The organism is Limnohabitans planktonicus II-D5, from assembly GCF_001270065.2.
In the GTDB taxonomy this organism is placed as follows: domain Bacteria; phylum Pseudomonadota; class Gammaproteobacteria; order Burkholderiales; family Burkholderiaceae_C; genus Limnohabitans_A; species Limnohabitans_A planktonicus.
In genome coordinates this window covers 1-26,265 of the sequence record NZ_LFYT02000038.1, presented here as the reverse complement: position 1 = coordinate 26,265, position 26,265 = coordinate 1, and the positions used below count along the sequence as shown (strand labels likewise).

Below are 26,265 nucleotides of genomic sequence, written 5' to 3'. Positions count from 1 at the left end.
GGTGCCCGCCTGTGATCCGCATAGGCGGTTTACTTGTAGTAACCGGCTTTCTTCATTTCGCGGTCAGCCGCAGTCTGGCTGGCCTTCAAAGCGGCATCCACGCTGGACTTGCCTGCCAAAGCCGCGCTCATTTGCTGCCCCACGGCAATGCCAATCGACTGGAACTCGGGAATGGCCGCGAACTGCACGCCCACATACGGGCTCTTGGGCAAGGTCGAGTCGTTCGGGTTGGCCGAGTCGATGGCTGTCTTTTCAGCCTTGGCAAAACGCGCAGCCTTCAGGAAGTCGGCATTGGCATAGGTGCTCTTGCGCGTGCCGGTGGGCACAGCGCCCCAACCATTGGTCTTGCCCACCAGGTTGATGTAGTCCTTGGACGTGGCCCAAGTCACAAACTTCTGGGCTGCATCGACCTTTTTGGAGCCCGCAGGAATGGCGAGCGACCAGGCCCACAACCAGTTGGCACCTTTGGGTGTGTTCATGGTGGGCGCTTGTGCAAAGGCCATCTGGTCCGCCACTTTGGACTGCTTGGGATCGCTCACAAACGAGGCCGCAATCGTCGCGTCAACCCACATGCCGCACTTGCCCGAGTTGGTCAGCGCCAGGATTTCGTTGAAGCTGTTGGCTGCAGAGCCGGGTGGGCCGTAGTTTTTCAGCAGGTCGACGTAGAAGTTGACCGCATCTTTCCAGGGCTTGGATTCGAGTTGGGGTTTCCAGTTCATATCAAACCACTGGCCACCAAAGGTGTTGACCATCGTGGACAACAAGGCCATGTTGTCGCCCCAGCCAGGTTTGCCACGCAAGCAAATACCGTACACACCGTTCTTGGGGTCGTGAATCTTGGCGGCCAGGTCCTTTATTTGCGGCCAGGTGGGGCGCTCGGGCACTTGCACGCCGGCTTTGTCGGCCAGGTCCTTGCGGTACATCAGCATCGAGCTTTCGCCGTAAAACGGTGCGGCAAACAGCTTGCCGTCCACGCTCAGGCCATTGCGCATGGCAGGCAGCAGGTCGTCCACGTCATAGGCGGCATCGGTTTTGAGTTCCTGCAACCAGCCTTTTTTGCCCCAGATCGGGGTTTCGTACATGCCAATCGTCATCACGTCGAACTGGCCGCCCTTGGTGGCGATGTCGGTGGTCACACGCTGACGCAGCACGCCTTCTTCCAAAGTGACCCATTTGAGCGTGATGCCGGGGTTGGCCTGTTCAAAGTTCTTGGACAGTTTTTGCATCTCGATCATGTGGCCGTTGTTGACGGTGGCGATCACGAGTTCGGTAGCGGCTTGGGCCATGCCTGCGCTGAACAGCGAGGCGGCGAGGACTGAAGCGAAGCGGAATTTCACAAAGGTCTCCTGATAAGGTGGGATGCGAGCGCAACGGTTGAAGCAACCGTGGGGAGAATTTTCGCGATGAATAACTTCGGTATTTATACAAAAATCGCTGGTATCTGTACTTTATTGCGCAAGATGATCGGGATATACCCCGATACGTGGGGCAAAGTTTTGTCAAAAAGACCATTTGATGGGGGCATCGGGCAGCCATGCAGGTGCAGTGTGGCTTGCTTGAGGCTGTGTCAATGCTGTGGAGCACAACGGCATTCATGGCCCAAGCTGTTTCAGGCCTCGCTCGGAACTGGATCAACCGGCCTTGAAACACCCTCACAGCCCGGCATTGACTTCAGCGAGCCGTTCTGGCGTCCCCGCATCTGTCCAGGCACCCAGAAAAACTTCGCCGCTGACCTCGCCACGGTCCATGGCGGCGCGCAGCAAAGGGGCCAAAGGTGCGGCGGGTTTTTGTGATGCACTCGATGCGCTGCTGCCACGCGTCCGGGCCTGGCTGCACGGGCATTTGCACTGCCCCAGCGACGACACCCACCAAGGCTGCCGCGTGATCGCCAACCCGCTGGGCTGATGCCCACGTCGGGGTCTTCGACCACCGACCTACGGGGAGTGGGCATTCGTAGGTCGGTACTCGAAGAGTCCGACGCTGCAAGCTTGACCCATAGCGCTGGCTGCTGCCGAAGGTGGTCAATCAGGCCCAACGTCGGGGTCTTCGACCGCCGACCTACGGGGAGCGGGTATTTGTAGGTCGGTACTCGAAGAGTCCGACGCTGCAAGCCTGGCACAAAGCGCAGGCTGCAGGCGCAGGTGGTCTATCAAGTCCAACGTCGGGGTCTTCGACCACCGACCTACGGGGAGTGGGCATCCGTAGGTCGGCACTCGAAGAGTCCGACGCTGCAAGCTTGACCCAACGCGCTGGCTGCAGGCGCAGGTGGTCTATCAAGTCCAACGTCGGGGTCTTCGACCACCGACCTACGGGGAGTGGGCATTCGTAGGTCGGCACTCGAAGAGTCCGACGCTGCAAGCTTGACCCAACGCGCAGGCTGCAGGTGAAGGTGGTCAAACAGGCCCAACGTCGGGGTCTTCGACCGCCGACCTACGGGAAGTGGGCATTCGTAGGTCGGCACTCGAAGAGTCCGACGCTGCAAGCTTGACCCAACGCGCAGGCTGCAGGTGAAGGTGGTCAAACAGGCCAAACGTCGGGGTCTTCGACCGCCGATCTACAAATTGAAAGGCCCGGCATTGAGCTCAGCGAGCCGTTCTGGGGTCCCCACATCTGTCCAGGCACCCAGAAAAACTTCGCCGCTGACCTCGCCACGGTCCATGGCGGCGCGCAGCATGGGGGCCAAGGGTGCGGCCACGCCCTGGGGGTTGCCGACCGGCAGGCCGGTGCGGCGGGTGTCAAAAAATGCGCGCTTGTACAGCGCCATGGTGCTGAAGGTCAGGTGCCGGTCCACATGGCCTTTGGGCAAGTTCAGCACGCGCCCATCGGCGGCCAAACCAAAATCGCCGCCTGGGTTGTGCGCCGGATTGGGCACCAGCCACAGGTGGGCCAGCGCATCGCTCTTTGCAAATCGCGCCATCACGGCGGGCTCAAAACTGAAATCCGGTGCGAACACATCACCCGCCACCACCCAGAACACCTCGTCCAATTGCGGCAAGGCCCGAACGATGCCCCCCGCTGTTTCCAGGGCATACCCGAAATCGCGGCCTTCGTGCGAATACGATAAGTCCACCATGGGCACACCTGGCCAGCATTTATGGGCACCGAAATGTTCGGCGATGCGCTCCCCAAGCCACGCGGTGTTGACCAGTTGCCGGGTAAAGCCCGACTTTGCCAAGGCTTGCATGGGCCACTGCATCAAAGGCTGCCCGCGTACCGGCAGCAAGGGTTTGGGGGTGGTGTCCGTCAGAGGCCGCATGCGCTCGCCGCGACCGGCTGCCAGCACCATGGCCTGCGCCAGGCCATGGGGTGTGGGAAGTGTTTGAAAGTTGTCATCCATCCCCGAATGGTGCCACGGCCAGGCACCGGTCCCCATTCGATGTGAGCGCTTTGCTGAAGGGGTCCCGATGCGTCCAACCAATGGCCGATGCAGCATGGCTGCCTGTTCTGTTGGAAAGTCCAAGCACTGGATTCCTTCGAAATGACCTGACGATTTTGGTCAGCGGAACAAGGTGAAGAAGCGCGTCACGCAGCTGAAAAGAGCTTGGCGGCAACACATCCCGATCTTCCCATGACTTGCCGAGCTCTTTATGTCAGAGATCGCGCTGTTCCTTCGCTGCACAGACTGCGGTCACCAACGTTCTGCATTTTGGGCTTCACAGGGGTTCCAGCGGGTTCAATTCAGTCAACTGCGTTTTCTATGGGTCTGGCAGGCTGAAGTTTGAACCTAGAAAACGCAGTTGACCGCTTTAACCCGCTGGAAACCCTGATGTATCCTGAACTTTGTGAGCACGAAGACGCTCACCTGGTGGGTGATACCGCTACGCACCCGATGGCACAGCCCTGGGGGGGCACTGGCGGCGTTGCTCGTCGTTGCAGGGGTGCAGCCCGCGGCCTCCTCGCGCCTGGCCATTGCCCCCCATGGCTGCACCCTCGGGCGCGTTCAACTGCGTTTTCTAGGTTGAAATGTGTGAGACATGTCATCTCGCAGGTCGGCACTCGCAGAGTCCGACATGATGGGTTTCGGCACAGGCCCATGTCGGGGTCTTCGAACGCCGACCTACAACATCTTTGAGCTTTGAAAAATTTACAGGGCCGGATCAAGAATCATGCAGGCCAACCGCCTTGGGTCCTGAGTGGCTGGGCCAGCGCCAAGTACCCAAGAGCTGATCCCACAGTGGCACGGAAGTGCCAAAGTTCAACGCCTCATCTGCTTGTGTGCTGTGATGCCAACGGTGGGCTTCGGCACTCCCTATGACCCATGCCAGAAGGCCGATGTGTCCTCGCACATTGGCATGTACAGCCACGCTTTGCAGCAGCATGAACATCGTTGCCCAGGTCAGCGTTTCGGGGGTGAAGCCCAAGGCCCACCAGATCAGTCCGCGCGAGGCTACGTTCCATGCCAAGTTGACTGGGTGAACGCGCACACTGTTGCTGACGTTGACTTGTACAGGGCCATGATGCAGGTGGTGCCAGCGCCAACCCAAGGGGTGAGTGTGGGCCCAGCGGTGCAATACATAGGGACCCAATTCTCCAAGGACAATGGCAGCAGGCACGGCCAGCACCAAGGGCCAAGCACTGGCCCACCCAGGGCTGTGACCCTCACTTGCCGCCCATTGGGCAAGCCAAAGGGCACCGTGTTTGAGGAGTCCATCGACCAGTGCCGCTGCCAGCAGTAAAAGCCCATCGGTGCCCATGTCTTTGCGCGCAGGCCGCCAGTCGATACGGTATGGCCAAAATTTTTCGGCCATGGCAAAGCCAAAAAGGCAGGTGACCAGCCAAATGGCCGTTGTGGTGGTGGGTGACCACATTGCAAGCATCCATGTTCCGAGGGGGAAAAACAAGATCAGTCCAAGCAGATGGGCGAGGTTCCACCGGCCTAAAAAAAGTGTGTTGACCTCAACTTTGTGGGTGCGGCGGCTGGATGTGTTGGGCGACTCATAATTCATGGTTCAACTCATTTGTGAAAACCATCACTTTGAGCAATAGAGCAGCAGGCCGCATTAACCCAGGTTCATGAATTACCCATTGGAAATCCACCCCGCCGGACAAGCGCCGTGTACCGTCTGTGAGCCGGGCTGGTTGATCAGTCTGTGCGCTGATGTCCGAATGCGCCACTATTGGGATGGCTTGCCACGCATCAATCTGGCAGCTGGCCAAGCTTGGTGTACAGGGGCTGAAAGTGACGCTGTTTGCTGGGTGGAGACCGGTCTGCTGGCGACCGTGTTTGCCGACGCACAGGGGCGAGAGCGGGTCCACCATTTCCATTCTGCTGCCCATTGGTTGACTCCGCCATTCGGGTTGCCCGCGCAGGATTGGCGGATTGAGGCTCAAGTACCGAGTCGTCTTTTGGTAATGGACGCCCGACAACTGGATGAAGCCAAATTGTTGGACAAGCGTGTCCACGACTGGATGCTGCAAGCCCTGATGGCTGAGCGCCAGCGGTTGATTCAACGAGAACATCAGTGGCTGATGTTCAGTGCCGCAGAACGTTACCTGAAGGTCTTGCAAGAAGCGCCGGGCTGGCTAGAACAGGTCCCTCAGCACCGTCTAGCCAGTTATCTCGGCGTGACCGATGTGGCACTCTCGCGTATTCGGCGGCGGTTGAAAACAGGGCATTGAAGTGGTGTGTTGCCTTGCAAAGCGCGTGTCGCAGTAGTCAGTGGAATTGATTTGAAGAATGAATACAAGCTGCAGTTGGTTGTAAGCAGTTTCTGAATGAGGCGATCAGCATGGATGGATCAAGTCACGCATCCGCATCCGCCTGAAATCCCGCGCCGAGGCAAAGCCGCAAGCTTCGGCCAGTTGCTCTTGGGTCATGCGCGGGTGCTTCTGGTAGTCCAGCACGCTGATGCCGGAGTGCTGCATGAACAGGCGCGACAAATGCCGGGGGCTGACGCAAGCGATGTCGGCCAACTCCGGCAGTGACCAACGCCGTGTCGGGTCTTGGGCCAGGCTGTGCGCGATGGCGTCTTGTGCGCGGTGCACCGCCGGGTGCATGTGGTTGCGGTGCGCCAGCCAAGGCGAGAGCTGTGGGTCGTTGGGGCCGCGCCGGGTGTACATCACCAAGCGCCGTGCCACTTGGGCGGCCAGTGCGGCACCGGCCACTTGTTCAACGATGTAAAGCGCCAGATCGATGCCGGTGGTGATGCCCGCGCTGGTCAGCACCCGGCCATCGTCCACAAAAATCCGGTCGGCTTGAACGTGTGCGGTGGGGGCCAAGGCTTGCAAATCATCGAGGAGCGTGTGGTGTGTGGTGCAACGCAGGCCGTCCAGTTGGCCCGCCATGGCCAGCAGCAAAGCACCCGAGCAGATGCTGGCCAAGCGCGTGTCGGGCCGCATGGCTGTTTGCAGCCAGCGCACCACTTGCTGGGCTGCCGGTGTGGCGTAATCTTCACGCTCATGGCTGTTGCCGGTGATCAGCACCAGGCTGTTGGGCGGCATCTGGGTGGGCAGGGGTGCCAGCCCGCCCAGCTGCGTGCCCAGAGATGTGGGCACATCGGGCAGTGGCCCGCAGGTGTGCAATTTCAGCGGTGCGCCCATGTCGCGTGCCATGCGCAGTGCCTCGGCCGGGCCGGCGTAGTCGAGCAGAAGCACGCCTGGCGTGACAACCAGATAAACCGACAGACTCAAGTTTTCCATGGCCAGCGGTTGAGCAGCTTGACTGTCATGCCTGGTTTTTAAAGGCCAGTCATTCGGACGCGCAGCCCTGAGGTTTGAACACACGTTCGGTCGAGGCCGGGTTGTTCAACAGCTTGGCCGCAGGGCGCACCGGGCGGCGCACCAGTTCGCCACCGCAATTGGGGCAGTGGCCGTGCAGGCGTGTGTCAGCGCAATCGGCACAAAAGGTGCATTCAAACGAACAGATCCGTGCATCCAGCGCCTCAGGCGGCAGGTCGCGGTTGCAGCATTCGCAGTTGGGGCGCAGTTGGAGCATGGGGTTTCCTGATGGGCGGTTCAAAGGCTGGACAGACAAGTATCCACATTCACGATGCGCGCAAAGCGGTCAGCCAAGACCAACTCGGTGCGCGTGGTGATGTCTTGGGCGCTGAAAGTTTGGCCGGTGCCTTTGTGCGTCATCGGGAAAGTGAGTGTCGCTTCGGACACAAAGTCCACCGCATAACCCAGGTCCGAGCCCACACGGGCCGTGGTCTCGCAACACTGCTCGGTGCGGATGCCGCTGATGATGAGGCGCTGCACACCTTGACGGCGCAGCCAGTTGTCGAGCCCGGTGTCGGTGAAAGCGTTGTGCACATGCTTGTCAAAGCGTGCGGCGGGCTGGCCCGGCAGCCAGTCCATGGCACGGATCAGGCCCGAGTCGGCACAAAAAGGCGCATCGTCATCGATGTGAAAAATGTGCACCACCGGTACATCGGCTTGACGGCAACCCGCCTCCAGCTTCAGGAGCGCTTGTTGAAATGGCGCGAGTTGTCCAGACGACCAATACGGCATGTGCATGAAGGACTGCTGCACATCGATGATGAGCAGTGCGGATTTTTGGTGTGTGTGTTGACTGGTCATGCTGCGCTGGTGTGGGCGTTGAAAATGTGTCCATTGTGCGAATCAGACACGACGCTGCACAGGGCTGGGCAAGACCAGAAGGGGACGAAAAAGGACAGCCTCGCCGATCAAGCCTCGCGCAATACCTGCATCAACTCTACCAAGCCAATGGCTTGTGTGCCATAACGCATCGGAAAGCGTTCGGTGCCGGGATACACCACAAAGCGCTGTGCGATGTTCAGGTCTGCGCAGGCGATGTCGAAGCCCTTGCTCAGGGTGGGCGCGGTGGATCGTTTGATTTCGATGGCCATCCACGGTTGACCGGCACGCTCAATCAAGAGGTCGATCTCGGCCCCCGCATGGGTGCGGTAGCTGTAAGCCGTGCATTGCGGGTGGGCGGCGGCCATCAGGTTGTCGATGCAAAAGCCCTCATAACTGGGGCCGCATACAGGGTGCCCGGCCAAGTCATGCAAGTTGCCCAGACCCAGCAAAGCGTGCACCAGCCCGCTGTCACGCACATAGACCTTGGGCGCTTTGACCAGGCGTTTGCCCACATTACCGCTCCAGGGCCGCAGGCGGCGTACCAGTTGCAGGTCCACCAGCAAGTCGATGTAGCGTTCCACTGCCGGGCTGCTCACGCCCAAGCCACTGGCCAAACGGCTTTGTTGCAGCAGAGCGCCTTGCTGGTGTGCCAACATGGTCCACAGACGGCCCACGGTTTCGGCTGGCAGGCGCGGCGCAAACATGGGCACATCGCGTTGCAGGTAGCTGCGCACAAAGTCTTCGCGCCAGCGCAGGCTGGCCGCATCGCTGGCGGCCAGCAAGCTGTCCGGAAAACCGCCGCGCAGCCACAGCGTGTCGAGATCGGCGGCGGGCCATTCGAGTCCGTGAACAGGGCCAATCTCCAGATAGGCCACGCGCCCAGCCAGCGTTTCACTGCTTTGCTGCATCAAGTCCAGCGAGGCCGATCCCAGCAGCAAGAAATGGCCAAAGCGCTGGCCTGCACGGCGGCGCTCGTCGATGATGCCGCGCAGGACTTCAAACAGGCCCGGCATGCGGTGGATTTCATCGAGAATCACCAACTTGCCGCCTTGGGCGCGCAAAAATGCGTCGGCGTCTTGCAGCCGCAAACGGTCTGCGGGACGTTCCAGATCGAGGTAGCTTGAGCCTGCTGGCCAGGTGTCGGCCAGCGTGAGCGCCAAGGTGGTTTTGCCCACCTGACGCGGTCCGAGCAGCACCACGGCCGGGGCTTCGTGCAGGCGTTCAGACAGCGTGCTGAGGGTTTGACGGTCAATCATCCTTGAAATTTTAACGTGTGGCGTTAGTATTTCAATGTTTAATGGGTTAATCCTGGATCGCCGACCTGAATTGCCAGCCCCATAAGTCCTTTTCCCCATCCGGCAAGGCCCGCGCCCGAGCACGCCCAAATGCCCAGCCGGGTAGGATTCAACGCTGGATGGCAGACCGCGCTTGCAAAGCGCAAACAAAGGACAAGACGATGGCGATACCTTGGTTGATGGCGCTCAAAGTGATTCCCTGGGGCGATGTGATCGAGCACGCGCCTTCCGTGCTCAAAGCCGCACGCAAGCTGATGGACCGCCAACCCCCTCAGCCGCTCGGTCAAGCAGGCACCCCCGCCACGACCCCGGTCAGTGCCGTGCCCAGCTTGGGCGAGCTCAAAAACGCCTTGATCGCCGCGCAAGGCCAGATCGACCGCCAAGCCCAGACACAGCGCGAACTCACCGAAACCCTGGCCGATTTGGCCGAACAAAATGCGCGCTTGGTCAGCGCCGTGGAAATGCTGCGCCTGCGCACGCGGGTGTTGGTGTGGGGTGGCGTGGCGATGTTGGTTTGGTTGGTGGGACTGACTTGGTGGGGTTGAATCAAGAGGGTCGCACTTGAGCACTTTGCTCAATGGGTGTTTGATTGTTGGGCTTATGAACGCTTGATGACCACTTCTGCACGCTGCTGACACCCCGTTGTCAGTACCCCTCAGGCAAAGTCCTCCCCAGTGCACAGACGGTCTGAGCACATTCAGGGAAAAGACAAATGCAAAAAGTGATCGATTGGTTTGAGATTCCGGTGAGCGACATGCCGCGTGCCCAGGCGTTTTATGAGTCCGTGTTGCAAACGACTTTGCAGCGCGAAAGCTACGCGGGGCCGGGCATGCAGATGGCGGTGTTTGCGGGGGAGGGCGATGCGACCAAGGGCGCGCTGATGTCGGGACACCCGGCTTTGCAGGTGGGTGCTTGTGGGGCGCTGGTGTATCTGTACGCGGGCGCATCGCTGGATGCCGCCTTGCAGCGCGTGGTGGCCGCAGGCGGGCAGGTGCTCATGGGGCGCGTGGCCTTGCCCGAGGGGCTGGGCTTCATGGCGCACATGCTCGATGTGGATGGCAACCGGGTCGGCTTGCACGCGTACGCCTGACAATTTGCGTTTGATCTGTCCACCCCAACTGTTCATCCCATGCGCCGCGCTGACCGTCTTTTCCAGATTGTTCAACTCATCCGGGGCCGCCGCCTGACCACGGCCAAGTGGCTGGCGCAGCGCTTGGAAGTGTCCGAGCGCACGGTGTACCGCGATGTGGCCGACTTGCAATACCAAGGCGTGCCCATCGAGGGCGAGGCCGGTGTGGGCTACCGTTTGGGCGAGGGTTTTGATTTGCCGCCGCTGATCTTCACCCCGCAAGAAGCGCAGGCTTTGGTGGTGATGACACGGGTGGCGCAGCAGTGGCTGGACCCGGCGCTGGCCCGAGCGAGCGAATCGGCTTTGTCGCGGGTGCTCAGTGTGCTGCCCGCAGACCAGCGTCATGCGGCGCAGCACACGCCGGTGTATTCGCCGCCTTGGGGCTTAACAGCAGAGCAACAGCCACATTTGCAGTCGTGGCGAGAGGCGACACAAAGCATGCACAAGTTGGCGCTGGCTTACAGCGATGCACAAGGCCGCAGCAGTGATCGCACGGTGTGGCCGCTGGGCAGTTTTTTTTGGGGCGCGGTTTGGACACTGGTGGCCTGGTGCGAAAAGCGCCAAGCTTTCCGCAGTTTTCGCCTGGACCGTATCCAGTCCATGAAGGGACTTACCGAAACTTTCAAGCTGTCCGACGGACAACGTCTGATGGATTATTTGCGCCAACAAGGCGTGGACCCACAAGCTCTGGCTGAAGGCCGCTGAGGGTCAATTTCAAAAAAGGGAATTTATGCATATCGAAGAAGTTCAAGGCTTGTGCATCCAAGGCGTGTCTGTGCGCACCTGCAATGCAGATGAGGCGCATCCAGGCAGTGCACGCATAGGCGCTTTGTGGGGCGACTTTGCTGCACAAGTGGTGCCGCATTTGGCGGATGGGGCTGTGACTTATGGCGTGTATCACCATTACGAGTCGGATTTAAACGGTTCTTACGATCTGTTGGTGGGCGGTGATGTGCTGACACGCCATGCAACCATCGATGCCCAGCCATGGTCCGTGATCGATATTCAAGAGGGACCGTATGCGGTTTTTCGGGCGCAAGGGGCCATGCCCAATGCGGTGATTGAGGCTTGGGGGCGTGTATGGGCCCACTTTGCGGAACCGAATTGCCCCGATCAAAGGGCGTACACCACCGACTTTGAGCGCTATGGTCCAGACGGTGTGGTGGACATCTGCATTGCACTGACTGCAACATGAACTACTGGATCGGTGTGGTCAGCCACTCGCATGTGCAGCGCGGGGTGGCGGGTGGTTTTGCGCAAATGAACCACGGCAAGCAAGCCCCACTCAAGCGCATGAAGGCGGGGGATGGGCTGATTTATTACTCCCCGCGTGAGGCGTATCCCGATGGCGCGCCTTTGCAGGCGTTCACGGCCTTGGGGTTCATCAGATCAGGCGAGGTGTATCCGCACGACATGACACCCGACGGCGTGCCGGGCTTTGTGCCTTGGCGCATCGATGTGGATTACCAGCTTGCGCAACCGGTTCCCATCAAGCCCTTGATGGCACAGTTGGAATTCATCACCGATAAAACCCATTGGGGGGCGGTGTTTCGCTTTGGCCAGCTCAGGATCAGCGAGGCTGATTTCCGAAAAATCGCAGCGGAGATGGGGTGTGGCGAGAAGTCTGAATCGGTTGCAGCGTTCCAGACATCGCTGTTTTGATCACCCCGCCAGCGCTGCCTCAATGTCCTTGGCGATCTTCTCTGGCGCGTCCTGAGGTGCATAGCGCTTGATCACACGCCCGTCGCGCCCCACCAAAAACTTGGTGAAGTTCCATTTGATGGCCTTGCTGCCCAAAATGCCGGGGGCCTCGGCCGTGAGCCATTGGTAAAGCGGGTGCGCCTCGTCGCCGTTCACTTTGACCTTGCTCATCATCTGAAAGCTCACGCCGTAGTTCTTCTGGCAAAAGTTGGCAATCTGTGCGTCGTCGCCCGGGTCTTGGCTGGCGAACTGGTTGCAGGGAAAACCGAGCACGGCCAGGCCTTGGTCGGCGTATTGCTGGTGCAGTTTTTCCAGACCGGTGAATTGGGGCGTGAAGCCGCAGGCGCTGGCGGTGTTGACGATCAGCATCACCTGACCCTTGTAGCGCGACAGGGGCACGGTTTGGTGGTCGATGCTTTGGGCTTCGAGGTCGTACAGGCTCATGGGGTACTTTCAGGTGGAAGTGGGCAAAAGGACATCATGCCAGCGACAGCCTATGGCTGTGCAAGCTGAGTCATTTGGCCTTGTGGCCCGGCCCGACGATGGACAGCAAAGCCGCCAGCAAGATCAAAGCCCCGCCGATCAGGGTGCGGCTGTCCCAGCTGGATGCGCCCAGCAGCACCGAAGACACGCTGGCAAACAGCACTTCGGACAGCATGACCAGTGCCGTGGTGTGCGCGGCCAGGCGGGCAGCGCCGTATTGCAGCGCCAAGTTACCCAACAAAAACGAGAGGCTCAGCAGGGCCACCAGGGGCAGCCAGCTCCAGGCGGGGGCCGCACCGATGGCCACCACCCCTGTGGCCAAACCGGCCATGGCCGTCAGCGTGGCCATGACCGCGCCACCGCCAAACATGGCCAGGGTGCGCGAGGCGCTGGGCGTGTCCTTGAGCTTGAGCAGCAAGGCATTGGTGATGGCAAACGTCAGGCCGCCCATCAGGGCCAGGCCATCGGCCAAGCTCTCGGGCACGGGCCAGGGCGTTTCGGGGGTTTTGAGAACGATGAACAAACCGGCCAGCGCCAGCAGCAAGCGCAGCAAGGCCATGGGGGTGGGTTTTTCACCCAGCAGCCACCAGGCTACCAGCACCGACCAGGCCGGCATCAAATAAAACAGCAGCACCACGCGCACCACGTCGCCCACCGTCACGGCCCAGTTGAAGCCGACATTGGTCAGCCCCGAGCTCAGCAGCAAAAGCCACAGCCCAGGGTGGCCGCGCCAGCTTTGCAGCTGCCCGCTGCGCCACAGCCAGAAGGCGATGGACACGAAGACAAAGGCATAGACCAGCGCTGTGGCCCACAGCGGGTGCAGGCCTTGGGATTCGAGTTGTTTGAAGGGCCACCAGCACACGCCCCAAACAAAGGCGTTGAACAGGAGCCCGGCAACCGCCAGGCTTTTGGTGGAGGGGTGGCCCATGCGTGGGCGGTTTAAGAGGCGTCGCCAGAGGCTTTGGCCGCTGCCGTAGCTTGGCGCTTGCGCCACCAGCGCCAACCCAACCAGACGATGCCGATGCCCAGCAGGGCAAAGATGCCGTGTTGGAATTGGCGCAACACACCAAACATCCAGTCCCAGTTTTGCGCGCCAAAGTAACCTAGGTAGACCCAGATCGGCACGCTGATCAGGGCGGCAAAGCCGTCCATCAGAAACCAGGTGCCAAAGCTCACGCGCTGGCTCATGCCTGCCGAGAAAAACACTGGAGTGCGCAAACCGGGCAAGAAACGGGCCACGAACATGACCCATTTGCCGTATTTCTGGAAGGCGTCTTGGGCGCTGGCAAAGCGCTCGGGCGTGAGGATTTTGCGAAAACCGGGCAATTTGGAAATTCGCTCACCGTACAGGCGACCCAAGGTGAACATCAGGCCATCACCAATCATGACGCCTGCCATGCCCACCGCAAACATGGTGTGCACATCGGCGTGACCCAATCCTGCAATCACGCCGCCGGTGACGAGGGTCACATCTTCAGGCACGGGAACGCCGAAACCGCACACCAAGAGCATGAGGAATACGGCCCAGTAGCCGTACTCGGTGAAGATGGGCATTAAAAACTGAAAAACTTCCATGAATCTCAAGGTCCAGCCAGCCCGGAACCCCGGTGGCGAAATGCACGAGGACGGCAGGCTGCGCGCCAGTGTAAAGCATTTGTATAGCCCTTCCGGGACGGGGAATGGGCGGGGATTCACCCTGGTTTTCAGGGGGGCGGGTTCGCACAAAGTGCCTGGCGGCTTGACTTGTGCTGGTCATGCTCAAGTCACAGACGCTTCATGTCGGTTGATTACGCTGGGTGCAGACCAACTTCAAAGGGACCCCGCCATGAACAGCTTGCCTCAACTCTTGCACACCACAGTGGCCCGTCTGCTGCTGCTCACCGCCGCTGCTTGGACGTTGCCTGCCGCAGCGCAAAGCGCATTTCCTGCCACGCTGGCCGGTCACGCCGTGTTGCCCGCCCAGAGCCTGATCCCCGCGCCCAAAGACGCCCCGGCTGACTTGCAGGTCAGCGGCAAATTCACCACCGGACAGCGCGTCGAGAAAATCGGCAGCGTCGAAGGTCTGTCGGCGGGGCGCCCCACTGGCGTGTTTTTGCCCTTCAAGGGGCAGCCTGTGCAGGGCCATTCGGGCATCAAGCGCATGGCCGATGGCAGCTATTGGTTGCTGACCGACAACGGCGCAGGCTCCAAAGCCAATTCACCCGACTTCATGCTGCACCTGAACCAGTACAAGGTCGATTTCAAGACGGGCGAATTCAAGCGCCTGCGTACGGTGTTTTTGCACGACCCAGACAAAAAAGTGCCGTTTCGCATCGTCCACGAAGGCACAAAGCAGCGCTACCTGACCGGCTCGGATCTGGACACAGAGAGCTTCCAATTCGCCGGAGGTGCCCTGTGGATCGGTGACGAGTTTGGCCCATTCTTGGTCAAGGCCGACCTGAATGGCAAAGTGCTGGCGGTGTTTGAAACGCAAGTGGACGGCCAAGTGGTGCGCTCGCCAGACCACCCGGCTGTCACCACGCCGGGCTCTCCAGACCAGGCGGTGAAATTTCAGGCCCGTCGTTCCAAGGGTTATGAAGGCATGGCCGCTTCCAAAGACGGCAGCAAGCTCTATGCCTTGCTGGAAGGCGCTTTGTGGGACGAAGCGGCCAAAGCCCCTGAAACGCTGGGCGGCAAGCCCTACTTGCGTGTGCTCGAATTCGACGTGAAAGCTGAAAAATGGACCGGACGCCACTGGAAATACGTGCTGGAAGCCCATCACCACGCCATCGGTGACTTCAACATGATCGACGACACGACGGGTCTGATCATCGAGCGAGACAACGGCGAAGGTACACCCGACAAAGCTTGCCCCGAGGGCGTCAAGCGCACCGATTGTTTCCACGATATGCCCAAGTTCAAGCGCGTTTACAAAGTCGAGTTGAACGAAGCCAACGTGGGCGGCCCGCTGCGCAAGATCGGCTACATCGACCTGATGAACATGCAAGACCCGAACAAACTGGCCCGCAAGCCGCTGGTCAACGGGACATTGAGTTTCCCCTTCTTCACCATTGAAAACGTGGACGTGGTGGACGCCACGCACATTGTGGTGGGCAACGACAACAACCTGCCCTTTTCCAGCAGCCGCGACCCCAACAAGGCGGACGACAACGAACTGGTGTTGCTGGAAGTGGGCGAGTTTTTGAAAGCCCGCTGAGCCTTGTCTGCATGATGGTGGGCCAGTTTGGCCTTGGCGTTTTCAGGGTCGATGAAGCTGGCATACTTCATCGGCCCTTTTTGCTTTTTGACTTTATGCCCCGCCCCATACAAGCCACCATCCACACCACCGCGCTGCGCTACAACCTGGCGCGAGCCCGCCAAGCCGCACCCGATGCCCAAGCCTGGGCGGTGGTCAAGGCCAATGCCTACGGTCACGGCATTGAGCGCGCGTTTGAAGGCCTGCGCGGGGCCGATGGCTTTGCGCTTTTGGATCTGGTCGAGGCCGAGCGCGTGCGTGCTCTGGGCTGGCGCGGTCCGATCTTGTTGCTCGAAGGCGCTTTTGAGGCGCGAGACTTGGAGCTGTGTTCGCGCCTGCACCTGTGGCACACGGTGCATTGCGACGAGCAAATCGACATGCTGGCGCTGCACAAGACCCATGAGCCTCACCGTGTCTTCCTCAAGATGAATTCTGGAATGAACCGGCTGGGCTTTGCACCGCAGCGATATCGATCGGCCTGGACGCGCCTGAACGCCTTGCCCCAGGTGGACGAAATCTCGCTCATGACCCATTTCAGCGATGCCGATGGCCCCAAAGGCATCGCCGAGCAGATGGCCCGGTTTGAAGAAGCCACGCGCGACTTGCCCGGAGAGCGCAGTGTGAGCAACAGCGCCGCCACCTTGCGCCATGCGCAAGAGCCGACAGTGAAAGCCGACTGGATTCGCCCGGGCATCGCGGTCTATGGCAGTTCGCCCGACTTTCCCGAGCACAGCGCCGCGCACTGGGGTTTGCAACCCGCCATGAGCCTGAATGCGCAGATCATTGCGGTGCAGCAGCTGCAAGCCGGTGACAGCGTGGGCTATGGCTCCAGTTTTGTGGCCGATGGCCCCATGCGCATTGGCGTGGTGGCTTGCGGCTATGCCGATGGCTACCCGCGCATTTGCCCCACAGGCACCCCGGTGCTGGTAGACGGCGTGCGGGGCCGTACCGTGGGCCGCGTGAGCATGGACATGCTGACGGTGGACCTGAGTCCATTTCCCGATGCGGGCGTGGGCAGTACCGTCACGCTGTGGGGCCAGGCAGCCAATGGCGGGGTGCTCAGCATTGACGAAGTGGCCCAGGCTGCGGGCACCGTGGGCTATGAGCTGATGTGTGCGCTGGCCCAGCGTGTGCCGGTAGCGGTGGACTGAGCCGAAGTCTTGTTGGTCGGTGGTCGAAGACCCCGACATGGGGTGAATAGGCGTTGATGGCGAAATGCTTGCGGCAGTGCTTGGGCGTGCAGATGTCGGACTCTGCGAGTGCCGACCTACGGTGGCGGGGCTTGTGTAGGTCGGTGGTCGAAGACCCCGACATGGGGTGAATAGGCGTTGATGCCGAAATGCTTGCGGCAGCGCTTGGGCGGGCAGATGTCGGACTCTGCGAGTGCCGACCTACGGTGGCGGGGCTTGTGTAGGTCGGTGGTCGAAGACCCCGACATGGGGTGAATAGGCGCTGATGGCGCAATGCTTGCGGCAGCGCTTGGGCGTGCAGATGTCGGACTCTGCGAGTGCCGACCTACGGTGGCGTGGCTTGTGTAGGTCGGTGGTCGAAGACCCCGACATGGGGTGAATAGGCGCTGATGCCGAAATGCTTGCGGCAGTGCTTGGGCGTGCAGATGTCGGACTCTGCGAGTGCCGACCTACGGTGGCGTGGCTTGGGTAGGTCGGCGGTCGAAGACTCCGACATGGGGTGAATAGGCGCTGATGGCGCAATGCTTGCGGCAGTGCTTGGGCGTGCAGATGTCGGACTCTGCGAGTGGCGACCTACGGTGGCGGGGCTTGTGTAGGTCGGTGGTCGAAGACCCCGACATGGGGTGAATAGGCGTTGATGGCGCAATGCTTGCGGCAGCGCTTGGGCGGGCAGGTGTCGGACTCTGCGAGTGCCGACCTACGGTGGCGGGGCCTGTGTAGGTCGGTGGTCGAAGACCCCGACATGGGGTGAATAGGCGCTGATGGCGCAATGCTTGCGGCAGTGCTTGCGGCAGTGCTTGCGGCAGTGCTTGGGCGTGCAGATGTCGGACTCTGCGAGCGCCGACCTGCAAAGCTATCCCTTCGCCCAATTCCGAGCTTCACTTTCAATCCACGCTACGAGATGTCATCGCAAGCGGGACACGACTCGAGCGCTGGAGCCAGCACAATCAAGCCATGCCCCACAGAGCCCCCCCGCACCGCCACAGCCAGTTGGCCCTGACCGTGGCCTTGATCCTGATCGTCATCTGGGGTGCCAATTTCACGCTGCAAAAGCACCTGTTCAACCTGCTCTCGCCCGCCGGTTTTTTGATGGCACGCTACATCCTCATGCCTTTGTGCGCCTTGCTGTTGATGCGCTGGCGTCTGGGGCACTGGTTGCCACCGTTGCCGCGCAAAGACTTGCTGCACATGGCTTGGCTGGGCTTTGCGGGCCATTCGCTGCATGTGGGCATGGTTAGTTATGGCATCCACTGGTCTACCGCGTTTTCCAGCTCGGTCATCTTGGCTTGCGGGCCGATTTTCACCTTGCTGATCCTCCAATACAAAGGTTTTGAACGCCTGACCATGGCGCAGGTCGCCGGGGTCACACTGGCGCTGGGTGGGGTGTTGATGTTCCTGTCTGACAAGCTATTGAGCGGCAACTGGCGCGCAGGTGGTGGCGATCTGGTGCTTTTGGTGGCAGCCAGCTTTTTCTCGTATTACACCGTGGCGGCCAAGCCGGTCATGGAGCGGTATGGCCCGGTGCTTACCATGGGTTACACCACCCTGCTGGGCGGTTTGCCGCTGCTGATCTGGTCGGTGCCCTTGGGCCTGCAGGCTCCCTGGGCACAACTGGACGTGTGGGCCTGGGTGGGTTTGCTGTGGTCGGTGCTGGTGTCGGCTTTCATTGGTTGGCTGGCTTGGGGCTGGATCAACACCGTGCGCGGCGTGGCCCGCACTGCACCCCTGATGTACCTGATGCCACCCATGGCCGGCCTGTTTGCCTGGGCGTGGTCGGGTGAGCACTACACCTGGACCAAGATCGCCGGAGCGGGGGTGATTTTGCTGGGCGTGGCCCTGGCCCAATACGCAGGCCAGATCAAGTGGCGCTTGCGCTGAAGGGGTCAGCGCAGCCAGGTGTCGTAAGCGGTCTTCACGATCAGCGCCAGCACCACCAGGATGAACACCTGCCGCACAAAGCCCGCGCCGTGCTTGAGGGCCAGCCGGGTGCCAATCAGGCTGCCGACGATGTTGGACACCGCCATGGCCAAGGCCAGGTGCCACCAGACATGGCCCTGAAAGGCAAACAGCATGAGCGCAGAAAAATTGGTGGCCACATTGATCAGCTTGGCCGAGGCTGAGGCGTTCAAAAAGTCGTAGCCCATCAGCCGCACATAGGCAAACACCAAAAAGCTGCCCGTGCCGGGTCCGAAAAATCCGTCGTAAAAGCCGATGGTCAAGCCGATGGCGGCGGCCACCCAGGCCTCCAGCGCCCCGGTATAGCGTGGCGCGTGGCTGCGGCCCAAGTCTTTTTTGGCCAGGGTGTAGATCAGCAGCACGGCCAGCATCACCGGCAAGGCTTTGCGAAACAGCGAGGGGTCCACCAGCGTGACAGCCCAGGCCCCGATCAAGGAGCCCACCAGACCAGCCACAGCGGCAGGCAGCAAGGAACGCCAGGGCATGACCACCTTGCGGCTGTATTGCACCGTGGCAAAAGCGGTGCCCCAGATGGAGGCGCTCTTGTTGGTGCCAAACAAGGTGGCGGGAGCAGCAGTGGGGAAAGTGGCGAACAGGGCGGGCAGCAAGATCAGGCCGCCGCCGCCCACAATCGCGTCCACCAGGCCAGCCAGCAGCGAGGCCAGCGAAACAATCAGTAATTCCATGCAGAGGATTGTCGCATTGTGTTTTTGTGATCTACCTCAACCAAGGTGCCTGTGGGAGCTTGCCTGCAAGCGATGGCCTGTGGACCTACTCCTGCCCGCATCGCCAGCAGGCTGGCTCCCACAACCATCATTGCATGCCAAAGGATCAGAACATTCCCAAGGACTGCTTTCAAGCAGGCAAAAAAAAGCGCCGCTTGCGCGGCGCCTGAAAAATCACATCTCGTTCGGATGTTGGTTCATGTTGGAGTTCTTAGGGGTTCGAATTGTCTCCTCGGCCCTCAGGATGCAAAGTCGTGCTTTGCATCAACTGCCTGAAATGTAAGGGCTGGCGGCTGAGCAAAGCCTCAGGGATTTCCCGACTCTGGGGAAATCCCTGACCAGAACTGACGTCCAACTGACCCCCAAGGGGCAGATGCAGGACTTCAGGCAGCAGCCTCGGCATCTTGTGCAATCCACTGCGCGGCTTTTTCCGCAATCATGAGCGTGGGGCTGTTGGTGTTGCCGCTGGTGATGGTGGGCATCACGCCCGCATCCACCACGCGCAAGCCGGCCACGCCGCGCACCTGCAGGCGCGCGTTGACCACCGCCATCGGGTCATCGTCACGCCCCATGCGGGTGGTGCCCACGGGGTGGAAGATGGTGCTGGCAATGTCTCCGGCCAGTTTGGCCAGCTCTTCATCGGTCTGGTATTGCACGCCGGGCTTGAACTCTTCGGGCTGGAAGGGTTTCATGGCGGGCTGTTCCATGATGCTGCGCGTCACGCGCAGGCTGTCGGCGGCCACTTTGCGGTCGGCGTCGGTGGCCAAGTAGTTGGGCGCAATGGCGGGGGCATCTTCAAAGCGGCTGGTCTTGATCTGCACGCTGCCCCGGCTGGTGGGGTTGAGGTTGCACACGCTGGCCGTGATGGCCGGGAAGCTGTGCAGCGGCTCGCCAAAGGCGTCCAGGCTCAGGGGTTGAACGTGGTATTGGATGTTGGCGTGCGGCTGGGAAGGATCACTTTTGGTAAACGCCCCCAGCTGGCTGGGCGCCATGCTCATGGGACCGGTGCGCTTCATGGCGAATTCCAGGCCGATCATGGCCTTGCCCAGCAAGCTATTGGCCATGGTGTTGAGCGTTTTCGTGCCCTTGACCTTGTAGACCGAGCGAATCTGCAAATGGTCTTGCAAGTTGGCACCCACGCCGGGCAAATCGTGCGTGACTTCCACGCCTTTGCTCTTGAGCAAATCGGCCGGGCCAATGCCCGAGAGCTGCAAAATCTGCACCGAGCCGATGCTTCCCGCACTCAAAATCACCTCGCGGGTGGCTTTGACTTCGACCATCTCCACGCCCGACCAGACCTGCACCCCGGTGCAGCGCTTGCTGCCGTCGGCTTGGGTTTCGATGATCAGTTTGGCCACTTGCGCCTTGTTCCACAGCTCGAAGTTGGGGCGGGCATAGCAGGTGGGGCGCAAAAAGGCCTTGGCCGTGTTCCAGCGCCAGCCGTTTTTCTGGTTGACCTCGAAATAGCTCACGCCTTCGTTGTCGCCCCGGTTGAAGTCGTCGGTGGCCGGAATGCCCGCTTGCTGAGCGGCTTGTGCAAATGCGTCCAGCACGTCCCAGCGCAGGCGCTGCTTTTCGATGCGCCATTCGCCGCCCGCCACACGACCACGCAGGGTGTGCAGGTAGCTGCCCTTGGGCAAATCGTTGGGGGCCAGCAATTCAGACTTGCTGCCTTTGGCGCCGTGAAACTCGTTGGCGCCTTTGTAGTGGTCTTCGTGCAGCTTGAAGTAAGGCAGGGTCTGGTCCCAGCGCCACTCGTCGTTGCCGGTGATCTGCGCCCACTGGTCGTAGTCACGCGACTGCCCGCGCATGTAGATCATGCCGTTAATGCTGGAGCACCCGCCCAGCACCTTGCCACGCGGGTAACGCAGGCTGCGGCCGTTCAGGCCTTCGGCTGGCTCGGTCTGGTAAAGCCAGTCGGTGCGCGGGTTGCCAATGCAGTACAGATAACCCACCGGGATGTGCACCCAGTGGTAATCGTCCTTTTTGCCCGCCTCCAGCAGCAGCACACGGCGGCTGGCGTCGGCAGACAGGCGGTTGGCCAGCAAACTGCCTGCCGTGCCGCCGCCCACGATGATGTAGTCGAAGGTGTTGTCGTTCATGTTGTACCCGGTCTCCTGATCGGACGATTGTGCCTTCTTGCGGGCCGGTGCTGGCGCTTCGGCAAACAGCTTGTCGGGGCTTTAGCCACCGACAGATACACGGACCCGCGTAGGTTGGCGCTTCAGCTCCGACAGGGTGGGCTTCGGCACAGGCTGCATGTCGGAGTCTTCGACCGCCGACCTACAGGGGCACGGACCTTGTAGGTTGGCGCTTCAGCTCCGACAGGGTGGGCTTCGGCACCGGCCTTATGTCGGAGTCTTCGACCGCCGACCTACAGGCCCAGCGGCCCCGGCCAGTCACCCTCGCGGAAACAACCTATCAAGTCCAAAAACGGACTTTATTTGGCCGTCGGCATCACAAACTCAGCACCCTTGCCAATGCTCTCAGGCCAGCGCTGCATGATGGACTTTTGCTTGGTGTAGAACCGTACGCCCTCTTCGCCATAGGCGTGCATGTCGCCAAACAGCGAACGCTTCCAGCCGCCAAAGCCGTGCCAGGCCATGGGCACCGGGATTGGCACGTTGATGCCGACCATGCCCACTTGGATGCGGCGCGAAAACTCGCGCGCCACGTTGCCATCGCGTGTAAAGCAGCTCACGCCGTTGCCGAACTCGTGGTCGTTGATGATTTGCACGGCGGTGGCGAAGTCGGGCACGCGCACGCAGCTCAAGACCGGGCCAAAAATTTCTTCCTTGTAGATCTTCATGTCGGTGGTCACGTTGTCGAACAGCGTGCCGCCGAGCCAGAAACCGTTGTCACATCCCGCACCGGCTTTCGCGCCGTCAAACTCGCGGCCGTCCACCAGCAGCTTGGCGCCTTCGGCCACGCCCGAGTCGATGTAGCCCTTGATGCGCTGACGCGCCGCGTCGGTCACGATGGGGCCCATTTCGGCGGCCAGGTTCTCGCCGTTGAGCACTTGCAGGGCTTTGGTGCGCTCGATCAGCTTGGGAATGATCTTGTCCGCGACATCACCGACCAAGACCGCCACCGAAATGGCCATGCAACGCTCACCGGCCGAGCCGTAGCCTGCACCGATCAGTGCATCCACGGTCTGGTCGATGTCGGCGTCGGGCATGACCACCAAGTGGTTCTTCGCACCGCCCAGGGCTTGCACGCGCTTGCCGTGGTGGGCACCGGTTTCGTAGATGTAGTTGGCAATCGGGGTGGAGCCGACGAAGCTGATGGCTTTCACGTCGGGGTGTTCGAGCAAAGCGTCCACGGCTTCTTTGTCGCCTTGCACCACGTTGAACACACCGTCGGGCAGACCGGCTTTTTTCAGCAAATCGGCGATGAACAGCGACGCGCTGGGGTCGGTTGGGCTGGGTTTCAAGATGAAGGTGTTGCCCGCTGCAATCGCGACCGGGAACATCCACATGGGCACCATGACGGGGAAGTTGAAGGGCGTGATACCGGCCACCACGCCCAAAGGCTGGCGCAGGGTCCAGTTGTCGATGCCGGTGGAGACCTGGTCGGTGAAGTCGCCCTTGAGCAGCTGCGGGATGCCGGTGGCAAATTCCACGATGTCGATGCCGCGGCTCACTTCGCCTTGCGCGTCGGTGAACACCTTGCCGTGCTCGGCGGTGATCATGTGGGCCAGCTCGTCTTTATGTTCGTTCAACAATTCGAGGAACTTGAACATCACGCGGGCGCGGCGCAGCGGTGGTGTGTCGGCCCAAGCGGGGAAGGCCGCTTGCGCAGCGGCCACGGCTTGGCCCACTTCGGCGCTGTTGGCCAAGGCCAAATTGCCGGTCACGGCGCCGGTGGCGGGATTGGTCACGTTCTGGCTGCGGCCCGAAGTGCCTGCGGCGACTTGGCCGCCGATGTAATGACCGATGTTTGTGGTGCTCATGTTGATCTCCTCAATAGTTTGTGGTTGGGACTGCACGGCGGTACGCAAAAAGGTGTGGCCTGTGCCAGTGCCCGTTGCTGGATTGCCGCGCTTCGCTCGCAATGACACTGTGCAAGAGACAGTGCAATGACGGTGAATGAGGCGCTACATACCGCCACATGTTCTTCACTGCGAGCGAAGAGTGGTAATCCATGTCTGAAGTGCATCAGAACAGGCGACCACACCCTCATCCACAGGTTTGTCATTGCGAGCGAAGCGCGGCAATCCATGTCCGAAGCTTGCGAGTTTAGGCACCCCCTCCACCCGCCACAAGACCGCAAAGCTGAATTGATTGTTCAAAATAATGAACAATACCTGCATGGAAAATCAAAAAATCAACACACTCTGGACCCACCTGCACTGGCTGAGTGTGCTGGCGCAGCAAGGCAGTTACACGGCCGCCGCCGCCCGCCTGGGCGTGAGCAAGGCTGCCATGAGCCAGCGCATTGCCGAGCTGGAGCGGGCTGCCAAGGTCACCTTGGTGCAGCGCACCACCCGCAGCTTGCGCCTGACCGAGGCCGGGCAGCGGCTGGTCGACGAGACCCGCGCCTCGTTCGAGCAGATCGAGCAAAGCTTTGCCCAGGTGCGCGACCTGGCCGAACAGCCCAGCGGTTTGCTGCGCGTGACCGCCCCGGTGGCGCTGGCCCGCCAGCAGCTGGTGCCGCTGATGGCCGCTTTTTTGCAAGACTTTCCGGATGTGCGCATCGAGCTCGACCTGTCCGACCGGCTGAGTGCCTTGGCCACCGAGGGTTACGACCTGGCCATTCGCCACACGGCTCGCCCGCCCGACACCCATGTGGCTTGGGCCTTGTGTGCGACCGAATCGGTGTTGGTGGCCACCCGCGCCTATTTGCGCAAGCAGGGCGAGCCGCAAACCCCCGCCGAGCTGCAAGCCCACAACTGCCTGCATTACCCCCGCTCGCAAGACACCCCGGCCTGGACCTTCGAGCCGCGCCAGCCTTCAGCAGCGTGTGAGCGCATCACGATGCCTGTGAGTGGCAACTTCGCCGCCAACAACAGTGAAGCCTTGCGCGAAGCGGCTTTGACCGGCGCAGGCATTGCCCTTCTGCCCGACTTCAGCGCGCAAGCCGAATTGCGAAAGGGTCACTTGGTGCAGGTGCTGCCCGACTGGAAACCCGTAGGCGCATTTGCCGAAACCATCTACGCGATCCGGCCGTATGCGCCGCATGTGCCCCGGGCCGTGACGGCGTTGGTGGCGCATTTGAGTGCGGAGCTGGCAGGGGGATTTGTAGTGCAAAGCTAAAATTAAATTCCTTTTTTTGGGGAGAGATAAGCATGACTCACACCGCTGTACGGCAAGCTAATGTGACCGACTTGGAGATGCTGACGCCTTTGTTTGATGGCTACCGTCAGTTTTACGGGCGCGCTACCGACCTCGATGCAGCAAGGCAGTTTTTGCTGGACCGGTTCAACCATGGTGAGTCGGTCATTTTTATGGCCCTTCGCGAGGGTGTACCTTTGGGGTTTACTCAGCTTTACCCTTCGTTTTCTTCTGTTTCCATGGCACGCACGTTCATCCTGAATGACTTGTTCGTGACTGAAGAGGGGCGAAGGAATGGTGTGGCCAGCGCCTTGATGTCAGCGGCCGTTGAGTTTGCGAAAACAGTCGGTGCCATTCGTTTGTCACTTTCTACAGCCGTGACCAACAGTCCTGCACAGTCTTTGTACAGTGCGATGGGGTGGGCAAAGGACGAGCAGTTCTTTGTTTACCACTTGTCAACGGGTGCTTGAGGCTGTGATGAGGCGCCAGCCTGGAGAACCCGATCCCGCAGGCCATCAAAGTAAGCGGCATTGACGGGAGCCGAGGGGGCGGAACTCGCACCAGTCAGGAGTTGTTCACGCAATTGAAGCCGACCCTGGTCCTTGCGGATCAGTTCACGCACGGACCCATTGCTGGTGCCGTGACCGCGTTGGCTGACTTGATGATCCACGAAGGTCTTCAAGGTTTCAGGCGGGGAAATGTTCTTGGTGCTCATGTAATCAGAAAGTTAATTTGGCAAAAATTGGCAAGATCCATGAATGCTCCAGGAGCTTCCAACCGAAATGCACAGAAGGATGCGTACCTTCAACGTGAAGTGCAAATGGGTGCCTGATTGGAGGTTCACTTTGAAAAGGATTGAGTGATGCTAATTCGTCACGCAGAGCCTGAAGATGCCCGGGCCGTGGCTGAAATCCATGTCGAGGCATGGCAGGTCGCCTATGCGGACATCTTTCCTCAAGAATTTTTGAAATCCTTGACGGTGGCCTCTCGGCAGGCATTCTGGGCACAGTTTCTGAAAGAGAAACAAGGTCATTTGCAAGTGGCCATCGACGGTGTTCGCCTGTTGGGCTGGATCAATACCGGGCCTTGTCGAGATCAGGATGCAGCCAAGGGAGATGCCGAAATCTGGGCCTTGTATGCCTCGCCTGCTGTCTGGTCTACAGGTGTGGGGCGTCAGTTGTGGTGGGCGGCTCAAACCACCATGCGTGAACAAGCTTTTCGCCGCTGTTGCTTGTGGGTTCTGGCACAAAACACCCGGGCGATGCGTTTTTACCAGGCGGCCGGGTTTGAGCGGGATGTGGTTCCTGCAAAAACCATGGAGCTGGGCGGCGTGAAAGTGGAAGAAATCCGCCTTTTCTGCAATCTGCAGGTTCAGGAACCCCACAGAACAAGCGATCGTTGAGCAAATCCTTCTTTTGATCCGGCACGCTGAAGTTTGAAATGTTTGAGACATGTCATCTCGTAGGTCGGCACTCGAAGAGTCCGACGTTTTGCCTCTTTGGCACAGACCCATGTCGGGGTCTTCGACCGCCGACCTACAACATTTTTGAGCATTGAAAACTTCAGCGTGCCGAATCCATCGTTCTGACTTGCTCGGAGTGTGGGATTCGCCTGTTTGCAGGCCCATTTCGGGCCGCACAGCCGCCTTGTTGGGGCCTGCCTGAATGTCATGAGATACCGCGCCGTTCCAAATTACAGAATAATTGAGTTCTTTGGAATTCATTCATTCAAAAAAATCA

Annotated in this window: 27 protein-coding genes and 2 pseudogenes; 13 read left to right on the top strand and 16 right to left on the bottom strand. The window is 60.4% G+C overall.

What is annotated here, in order from left to right:
* Positions 1-29 precede the first annotated feature (29 nt).
* Positions 30-1,286: an ABC transporter substrate-binding protein gene (locus H663_RS39170; protein WP_205872755.1), complete on the bottom strand. Its 1,257-nt coding sequence runs from the start codon at positions 1,284-1,286 to the stop codon at positions 30-32.
* A 366-nt stretch (positions 1,287-1,652) separates the two neighbouring features.
* A pseudogene (locus H663_RS42280) lies at positions 1,653-1,781 on the bottom strand (nucleotidyltransferase family protein); the annotation flags it as partial.
* Between H663_RS42280 and H663_RS39160 the strand changes: the two are divergent.
* A pseudogene (locus H663_RS39160) lies at positions 1,774-1,905 on the top strand (metallophosphoesterase); the annotation flags it as partial. The pseudogenes H663_RS42280 and H663_RS39160 overlap by 8 nt on opposite strands.
* 649 nt (positions 1,906-2,554) lie before the next feature.
* Here the strand turns inward: H663_RS39160 and H663_RS39155 are convergent.
* Both H663_RS39155 and H663_RS39145 read right to left on the bottom strand, forming a co-directional pair.
* Positions 2,555-3,337 (bottom strand): nucleotidyltransferase family protein, encoded by a 783-nt coding sequence (locus H663_RS39155; RefSeq protein ID WP_240620586.1) that lies wholly within the window; start codon positions 3,335-3,337, stop codon positions 2,555-2,557.
* 760 nt (positions 3,338-4,097) lie between these two features.
* On the bottom strand, positions 4,098-4,808 hold the full coding sequence (locus H663_RS39145; RefSeq protein WP_165803955.1) for a sterol desaturase family protein: 711 nt from the start codon (positions 4,806-4,808) through the stop codon (positions 4,098-4,100).
* 217 nt (positions 4,809-5,025) lie between these two features.
* On the opposite strand from H663_RS39145, the gene H663_RS39140 reads away from it, so the two are divergent.
* Positions 5,026-5,619: a Crp/Fnr family transcriptional regulator gene (locus H663_RS39140; RefSeq protein WP_133240069.1), complete on the top strand. Its 594-nt coding sequence runs from the start codon at positions 5,026-5,028 to the stop codon at positions 5,617-5,619.
* A gap of 105 nt (positions 5,620-5,724) precedes the next feature.
* Here H663_RS39140 and H663_RS39135 read toward each other — a convergent pair whose 3' ends face one another.
* The 4 genes from H663_RS39135 to H663_RS39120 all read right to left on the bottom strand — a co-directional run bounded on the left by H663_RS39135 (position 5,725) and on the right by H663_RS39120 (position 8,795).
* Complete coding sequence (locus tag H663_RS39135; RefSeq protein WP_053172890.1) at positions 5,725-6,639, bottom strand: GlxA family transcriptional regulator; 915 nt, start codon at positions 6,637-6,639, stop codon at positions 5,725-5,727.
* Positions 6,640-6,688: 49 nt separating this feature from the next.
* The gene (locus H663_RS39130; RefSeq protein WP_053172889.1) at positions 6,689-6,934 is read right to left on the bottom strand and encodes a DUF1272 domain-containing protein; all 246 of its coding nucleotides are present in this window, start codon (positions 6,932-6,934) and stop codon (positions 6,689-6,691) included.
* A 20-nt stretch (positions 6,935-6,954) separates the two neighbouring features.
* On the bottom strand, positions 6,955-7,518 hold the full coding sequence (locus tag H663_RS39125; RefSeq protein ID WP_053172887.1) for an isochorismatase family protein: 564 nt from the start codon (positions 7,516-7,518) through the stop codon (positions 6,955-6,957).
* A gap of 107 nt (positions 7,519-7,625) precedes the next feature.
* The gene (locus tag H663_RS39120) at positions 7,626-8,795 is read right to left on the bottom strand and encodes an ATP-binding protein (protein WP_053172885.1); all 1,170 of its coding nucleotides are present in this window, start codon (positions 8,793-8,795) and stop codon (positions 7,626-7,628) included.
* A 200-nt stretch (positions 8,796-8,995) separates the two neighbouring features.
* Here H663_RS39120 and H663_RS39115 point away from each other — a divergent pair, with 200 nt between their 5' ends.
* From H663_RS39115 to H663_RS39095, 5 genes are all read left to right on the top strand, one after another.
* Positions 8,996-9,379 (top strand): hypothetical protein, encoded by a 384-nt coding sequence (locus H663_RS39115; protein ID WP_240620585.1) that lies wholly within the window; start codon positions 8,996-8,998, stop codon positions 9,377-9,379.
* A gap of 167 nt (positions 9,380-9,546) precedes the next feature.
* Positions 9,547-9,924 (top strand): VOC family protein, encoded by a 378-nt coding sequence (locus tag H663_RS39110; RefSeq protein ID WP_053172881.1) that lies wholly within the window; start codon positions 9,547-9,549, stop codon positions 9,922-9,924.
* Between the two features lie 39 nt (positions 9,925-9,963).
* On the top strand, positions 9,964-10,668 hold the full coding sequence (locus tag H663_RS39105) for a helix-turn-helix transcriptional regulator (RefSeq protein ID WP_053172879.1): 705 nt from the start codon (positions 9,964-9,966) through the stop codon (positions 10,666-10,668).
* 25 nt (positions 10,669-10,693) lie between these two features.
* A complete protein-coding gene (locus H663_RS39100) occupies positions 10,694-11,158 on the top strand; it encodes a GyrI-like domain-containing protein (protein ID WP_053172877.1) in 465 nt (154 codons plus the stop codon).
* The gene (locus H663_RS39095) at positions 11,155-11,625 is read left to right on the top strand and encodes an EVE domain-containing protein (RefSeq protein ID WP_053172875.1); all 471 of its coding nucleotides are present in this window, start codon (positions 11,155-11,157) and stop codon (positions 11,623-11,625) included. Before H663_RS39100 ends, H663_RS39095 begins: the two co-directional genes overlap by 4 nt.
* On the opposite strand, the gene H663_RS39090 is transcribed toward H663_RS39095, so the two are convergent.
* From H663_RS39090 to H663_RS39080, 3 genes are all read right to left on the bottom strand, one after another.
* Positions 11,626-12,108: a glutathione peroxidase gene (locus tag H663_RS39090; RefSeq protein WP_053172874.1), complete on the bottom strand. Its 483-nt coding sequence runs from the start codon at positions 12,106-12,108 to the stop codon at positions 11,626-11,628. It lies immediately after the preceding gene.
* 70 nt (positions 12,109-12,178) lie between these two features.
* The gene (locus H663_RS39085) at positions 12,179-13,075 is read right to left on the bottom strand and encodes a DMT family transporter (protein ID WP_053172872.1); all 897 of its coding nucleotides are present in this window, start codon (positions 13,073-13,075) and stop codon (positions 12,179-12,181) included.
* Positions 13,076-13,086: 11 nt separating this feature from the next.
* Entirely contained in the window at positions 13,087-13,722 is a 636-nt protein-coding gene (locus H663_RS39080) for a DedA family protein (protein ID WP_053172870.1), read from the bottom strand.
* 250 nt (positions 13,723-13,972) lie between these two features.
* On the opposite strand from H663_RS39080, the gene H663_RS39075 reads away from it, so the two are divergent.
* From H663_RS39075 to H663_RS39065, 3 genes are all read left to right on the top strand, one after another.
* Entirely contained in the window at positions 13,973-15,343 is a 1,371-nt protein-coding gene (locus H663_RS39075; protein ID WP_083451180.1) for an esterase-like activity of phytase family protein, read from the top strand.
* A gap of 95 nt (positions 15,344-15,438) precedes the next feature.
* Positions 15,439-16,533 (top strand): alanine racemase, encoded by a 1,095-nt coding sequence (gene alr / locus H663_RS39070; RefSeq protein ID WP_053173598.1) that lies wholly within the window; start codon positions 15,439-15,441, stop codon positions 16,531-16,533.
* A 993-nt stretch (positions 16,534-17,526) separates the two neighbouring features.
* The gene (locus H663_RS39065; RefSeq protein WP_053172869.1) at positions 17,527-18,450 is read left to right on the top strand and encodes a DMT family transporter; all 924 of its coding nucleotides are present in this window, start codon (positions 17,527-17,529) and stop codon (positions 18,448-18,450) included.
* Between the two features lie 5 nt (positions 18,451-18,455).
* Here the strand turns inward: H663_RS39065 and H663_RS39060 are convergent, their stop codons facing one another.
* From H663_RS39060 to H663_RS39040, 4 genes are all read right to left on the bottom strand, one after another.
* Positions 18,456-19,214 (bottom strand): sulfite exporter TauE/SafE family protein, encoded by a 759-nt coding sequence (locus H663_RS39060; protein ID WP_053172868.1) that lies wholly within the window; start codon positions 19,212-19,214, stop codon positions 18,456-18,458.
* A 422-nt stretch (positions 19,215-19,636) separates the two neighbouring features.
* Complete coding sequence (locus H663_RS39050) at positions 19,637-21,355, bottom strand: GMC family oxidoreductase (protein WP_053172863.1); 1,719 nt, start codon at positions 21,353-21,355, stop codon at positions 19,637-19,639.
* Between the two features lie 338 nt (positions 21,356-21,693).
* Entirely contained in the window at positions 21,694-23,205 is a 1,512-nt protein-coding gene (locus tag H663_RS39045) for a CoA-acylating methylmalonate-semialdehyde dehydrogenase (RefSeq protein ID WP_053173596.1), read from the bottom strand.
* A 165-nt stretch (positions 23,206-23,370) separates the two neighbouring features.
* Positions 23,371-23,565: a hypothetical protein gene (locus H663_RS39040; protein WP_053172861.1), complete on the bottom strand. Its 195-nt coding sequence runs from the start codon at positions 23,563-23,565 to the stop codon at positions 23,371-23,373.
* On the opposite strand from H663_RS39040, the gene H663_RS39035 reads away from it, so the two are divergent.
* Positions 23,564-24,508: a LysR family transcriptional regulator gene (locus tag H663_RS39035; RefSeq protein ID WP_053172860.1), complete on the top strand. Its 945-nt coding sequence runs from the start codon at positions 23,564-23,566 to the stop codon at positions 24,506-24,508. The genes H663_RS39040 and H663_RS39035 overlap by 2 nt on opposite strands.
* A 32-nt stretch (positions 24,509-24,540) precedes the next feature.
* Positions 24,541-24,996, top strand: coding sequence for a GNAT family N-acetyltransferase (locus H663_RS39030; protein ID WP_053172858.1), 456 nt, complete (start codon positions 24,541-24,543; stop codon positions 24,994-24,996).
* Here H663_RS39030 and H663_RS39025 read toward each other — a convergent pair.
* On the bottom strand, positions 24,972-25,241 hold the full coding sequence (locus H663_RS39025; protein ID WP_053172856.1) for a ribbon-helix-helix domain-containing protein: 270 nt from the start codon (positions 25,239-25,241) through the stop codon (positions 24,972-24,974). The genes H663_RS39030 and H663_RS39025 overlap by 25 nt on opposite strands.
* Before the next feature lie 147 nt (positions 25,242-25,388).
* Between H663_RS39025 and H663_RS39020 the strand changes: the two genes are divergently transcribed.
* Positions 25,389-25,928 carry a GNAT family N-acetyltransferase gene (locus H663_RS39020; protein ID WP_053172854.1) on the top strand — a complete coding sequence of 180 codons (540 nt, stop codon included), beginning with the start codon at positions 25,389-25,391 and terminating at the stop codon, positions 25,926-25,928.
* Positions 25,929-26,265 lie beyond the last annotated feature (337 nt).

Coding starts and splice junctions, on each gene's coding strand:
- H663_RS39035 (WP_053172860.1), top strand. CDS start 23,564: ATGGAAAATCAAAAAATCAACACACTCTGGACCCACCTGCACTGGCTG.
- H663_RS39060 (WP_053172868.1), bottom strand. CDS start 19,214: ATGGAATTACTGATTGTTTCGCTGGCCTCGCTGCTGGCTGGCCTGGTG.
- alr (WP_053173598.1), top strand. CDS start 15,439: ATGCCCCGCCCCATACAAGCCACCATCCACACCACCGCGCTGCGCTAC.
- H663_RS39105 (WP_053172879.1), top strand. CDS start 9,964: ATGCGCCGCGCTGACCGTCTTTTCCAGATTGTTCAACTCATCCGGGGC.
- H663_RS39020 (WP_053172854.1), top strand. CDS start 25,389: ATGCTAATTCGTCACGCAGAGCCTGAAGATGCCCGGGCCGTGGCTGAA.
- H663_RS39040 (WP_053172861.1), bottom strand. CDS start 23,565: ATGCAGGTATTGTTCATTATTTTGAACAATCAATTCAGCTTTGCGGTC.
- H663_RS39075 (WP_083451180.1), top strand. CDS start 13,973: ATGAACAGCTTGCCTCAACTCTTGCACACCACAGTGGCCCGTCTGCTG.
- H663_RS39125 (WP_053172887.1), bottom strand. CDS start 7,518: ATGACCAGTCAACACACACACCAAAAATCCGCACTGCTCATCATCGAT.
- H663_RS39095 (WP_053172875.1), top strand. CDS start 11,155: ATGAACTACTGGATCGGTGTGGTCAGCCACTCGCATGTGCAGCGCGGG.
- H663_RS39170 (WP_205872755.1), bottom strand. CDS start 1,286: ATGGCCCAAGCCGCTACCGAACTCGTGATCGCCACCGTCAACAACGGC.
- H663_RS39025 (WP_053172856.1), bottom strand. CDS start 25,241: ATGAGCACCAAGAACATTTCCCCGCCTGAAACCTTGAAGACCTTCGTG.
- H663_RS39085 (WP_053172872.1), bottom strand. CDS start 13,075: ATGGGCCACCCCTCCACCAAAAGCCTGGCGGTTGCCGGGCTCCTGTTC.
- H663_RS39130 (WP_053172889.1), bottom strand. CDS start 6,934: ATGCTCCAACTGCGCCCCAACTGCGAATGCTGCAACCGCGACCTGCCG.
- H663_RS39065 (WP_053172869.1), top strand. CDS start 17,527: ATGCCCCACAGAGCCCCCCCGCACCGCCACAGCCAGTTGGCCCTGACC.
- H663_RS39090 (WP_053172874.1), bottom strand. CDS start 12,108: ATGAGCCTGTACGACCTCGAAGCCCAAAGCATCGACCACCAAACCGTG.
- H663_RS39030 (WP_053172858.1), top strand. CDS start 24,541: ATGACTCACACCGCTGTACGGCAAGCTAATGTGACCGACTTGGAGATG.
- H663_RS39115 (WP_240620585.1), top strand. CDS start 8,996: ATGGCGATACCTTGGTTGATGGCGCTCAAAGTGATTCCCTGGGGCGAT.
- H663_RS39050 (WP_053172863.1), bottom strand. CDS start 21,355: ATGAACGACAACACCTTCGACTACATCATCGTGGGCGGCGGCACGGCA.
- H663_RS39100 (WP_053172877.1), top strand. CDS start 10,694: ATGCATATCGAAGAAGTTCAAGGCTTGTGCATCCAAGGCGTGTCTGTG.
- H663_RS39120 (WP_053172885.1), bottom strand. CDS start 8,795: ATGATTGACCGTCAAACCCTCAGCACGCTGTCTGAACGCCTGCACGAA.
- H663_RS39110 (WP_053172881.1), top strand. CDS start 9,547: ATGCAAAAAGTGATCGATTGGTTTGAGATTCCGGTGAGCGACATGCCG.
- H663_RS39080 (WP_053172870.1), bottom strand. CDS start 13,722: ATGGAAGTTTTTCAGTTTTTAATGCCCATCTTCACCGAGTACGGCTAC.
- H663_RS39135 (WP_053172890.1), bottom strand. CDS start 6,639: ATGGAAAACTTGAGTCTGTCGGTTTATCTGGTTGTCACGCCAGGCGTG.
- H663_RS39145 (WP_165803955.1), bottom strand. CDS start 4,808: ATGTGGTCACCCACCACCACAACGGCCATTTGGCTGGTCACCTGCCTT.
- H663_RS39155 (WP_240620586.1), bottom strand. CDS start 3,337: ATGGATGACAACTTTCAAACACTTCCCACACCCCATGGCCTGGCGCAG.
- H663_RS39045 (WP_053173596.1), bottom strand. CDS start 23,205: ATGAGCACCACAAACATCGGTCATTACATCGGCGGCCAAGTCGCCGCA.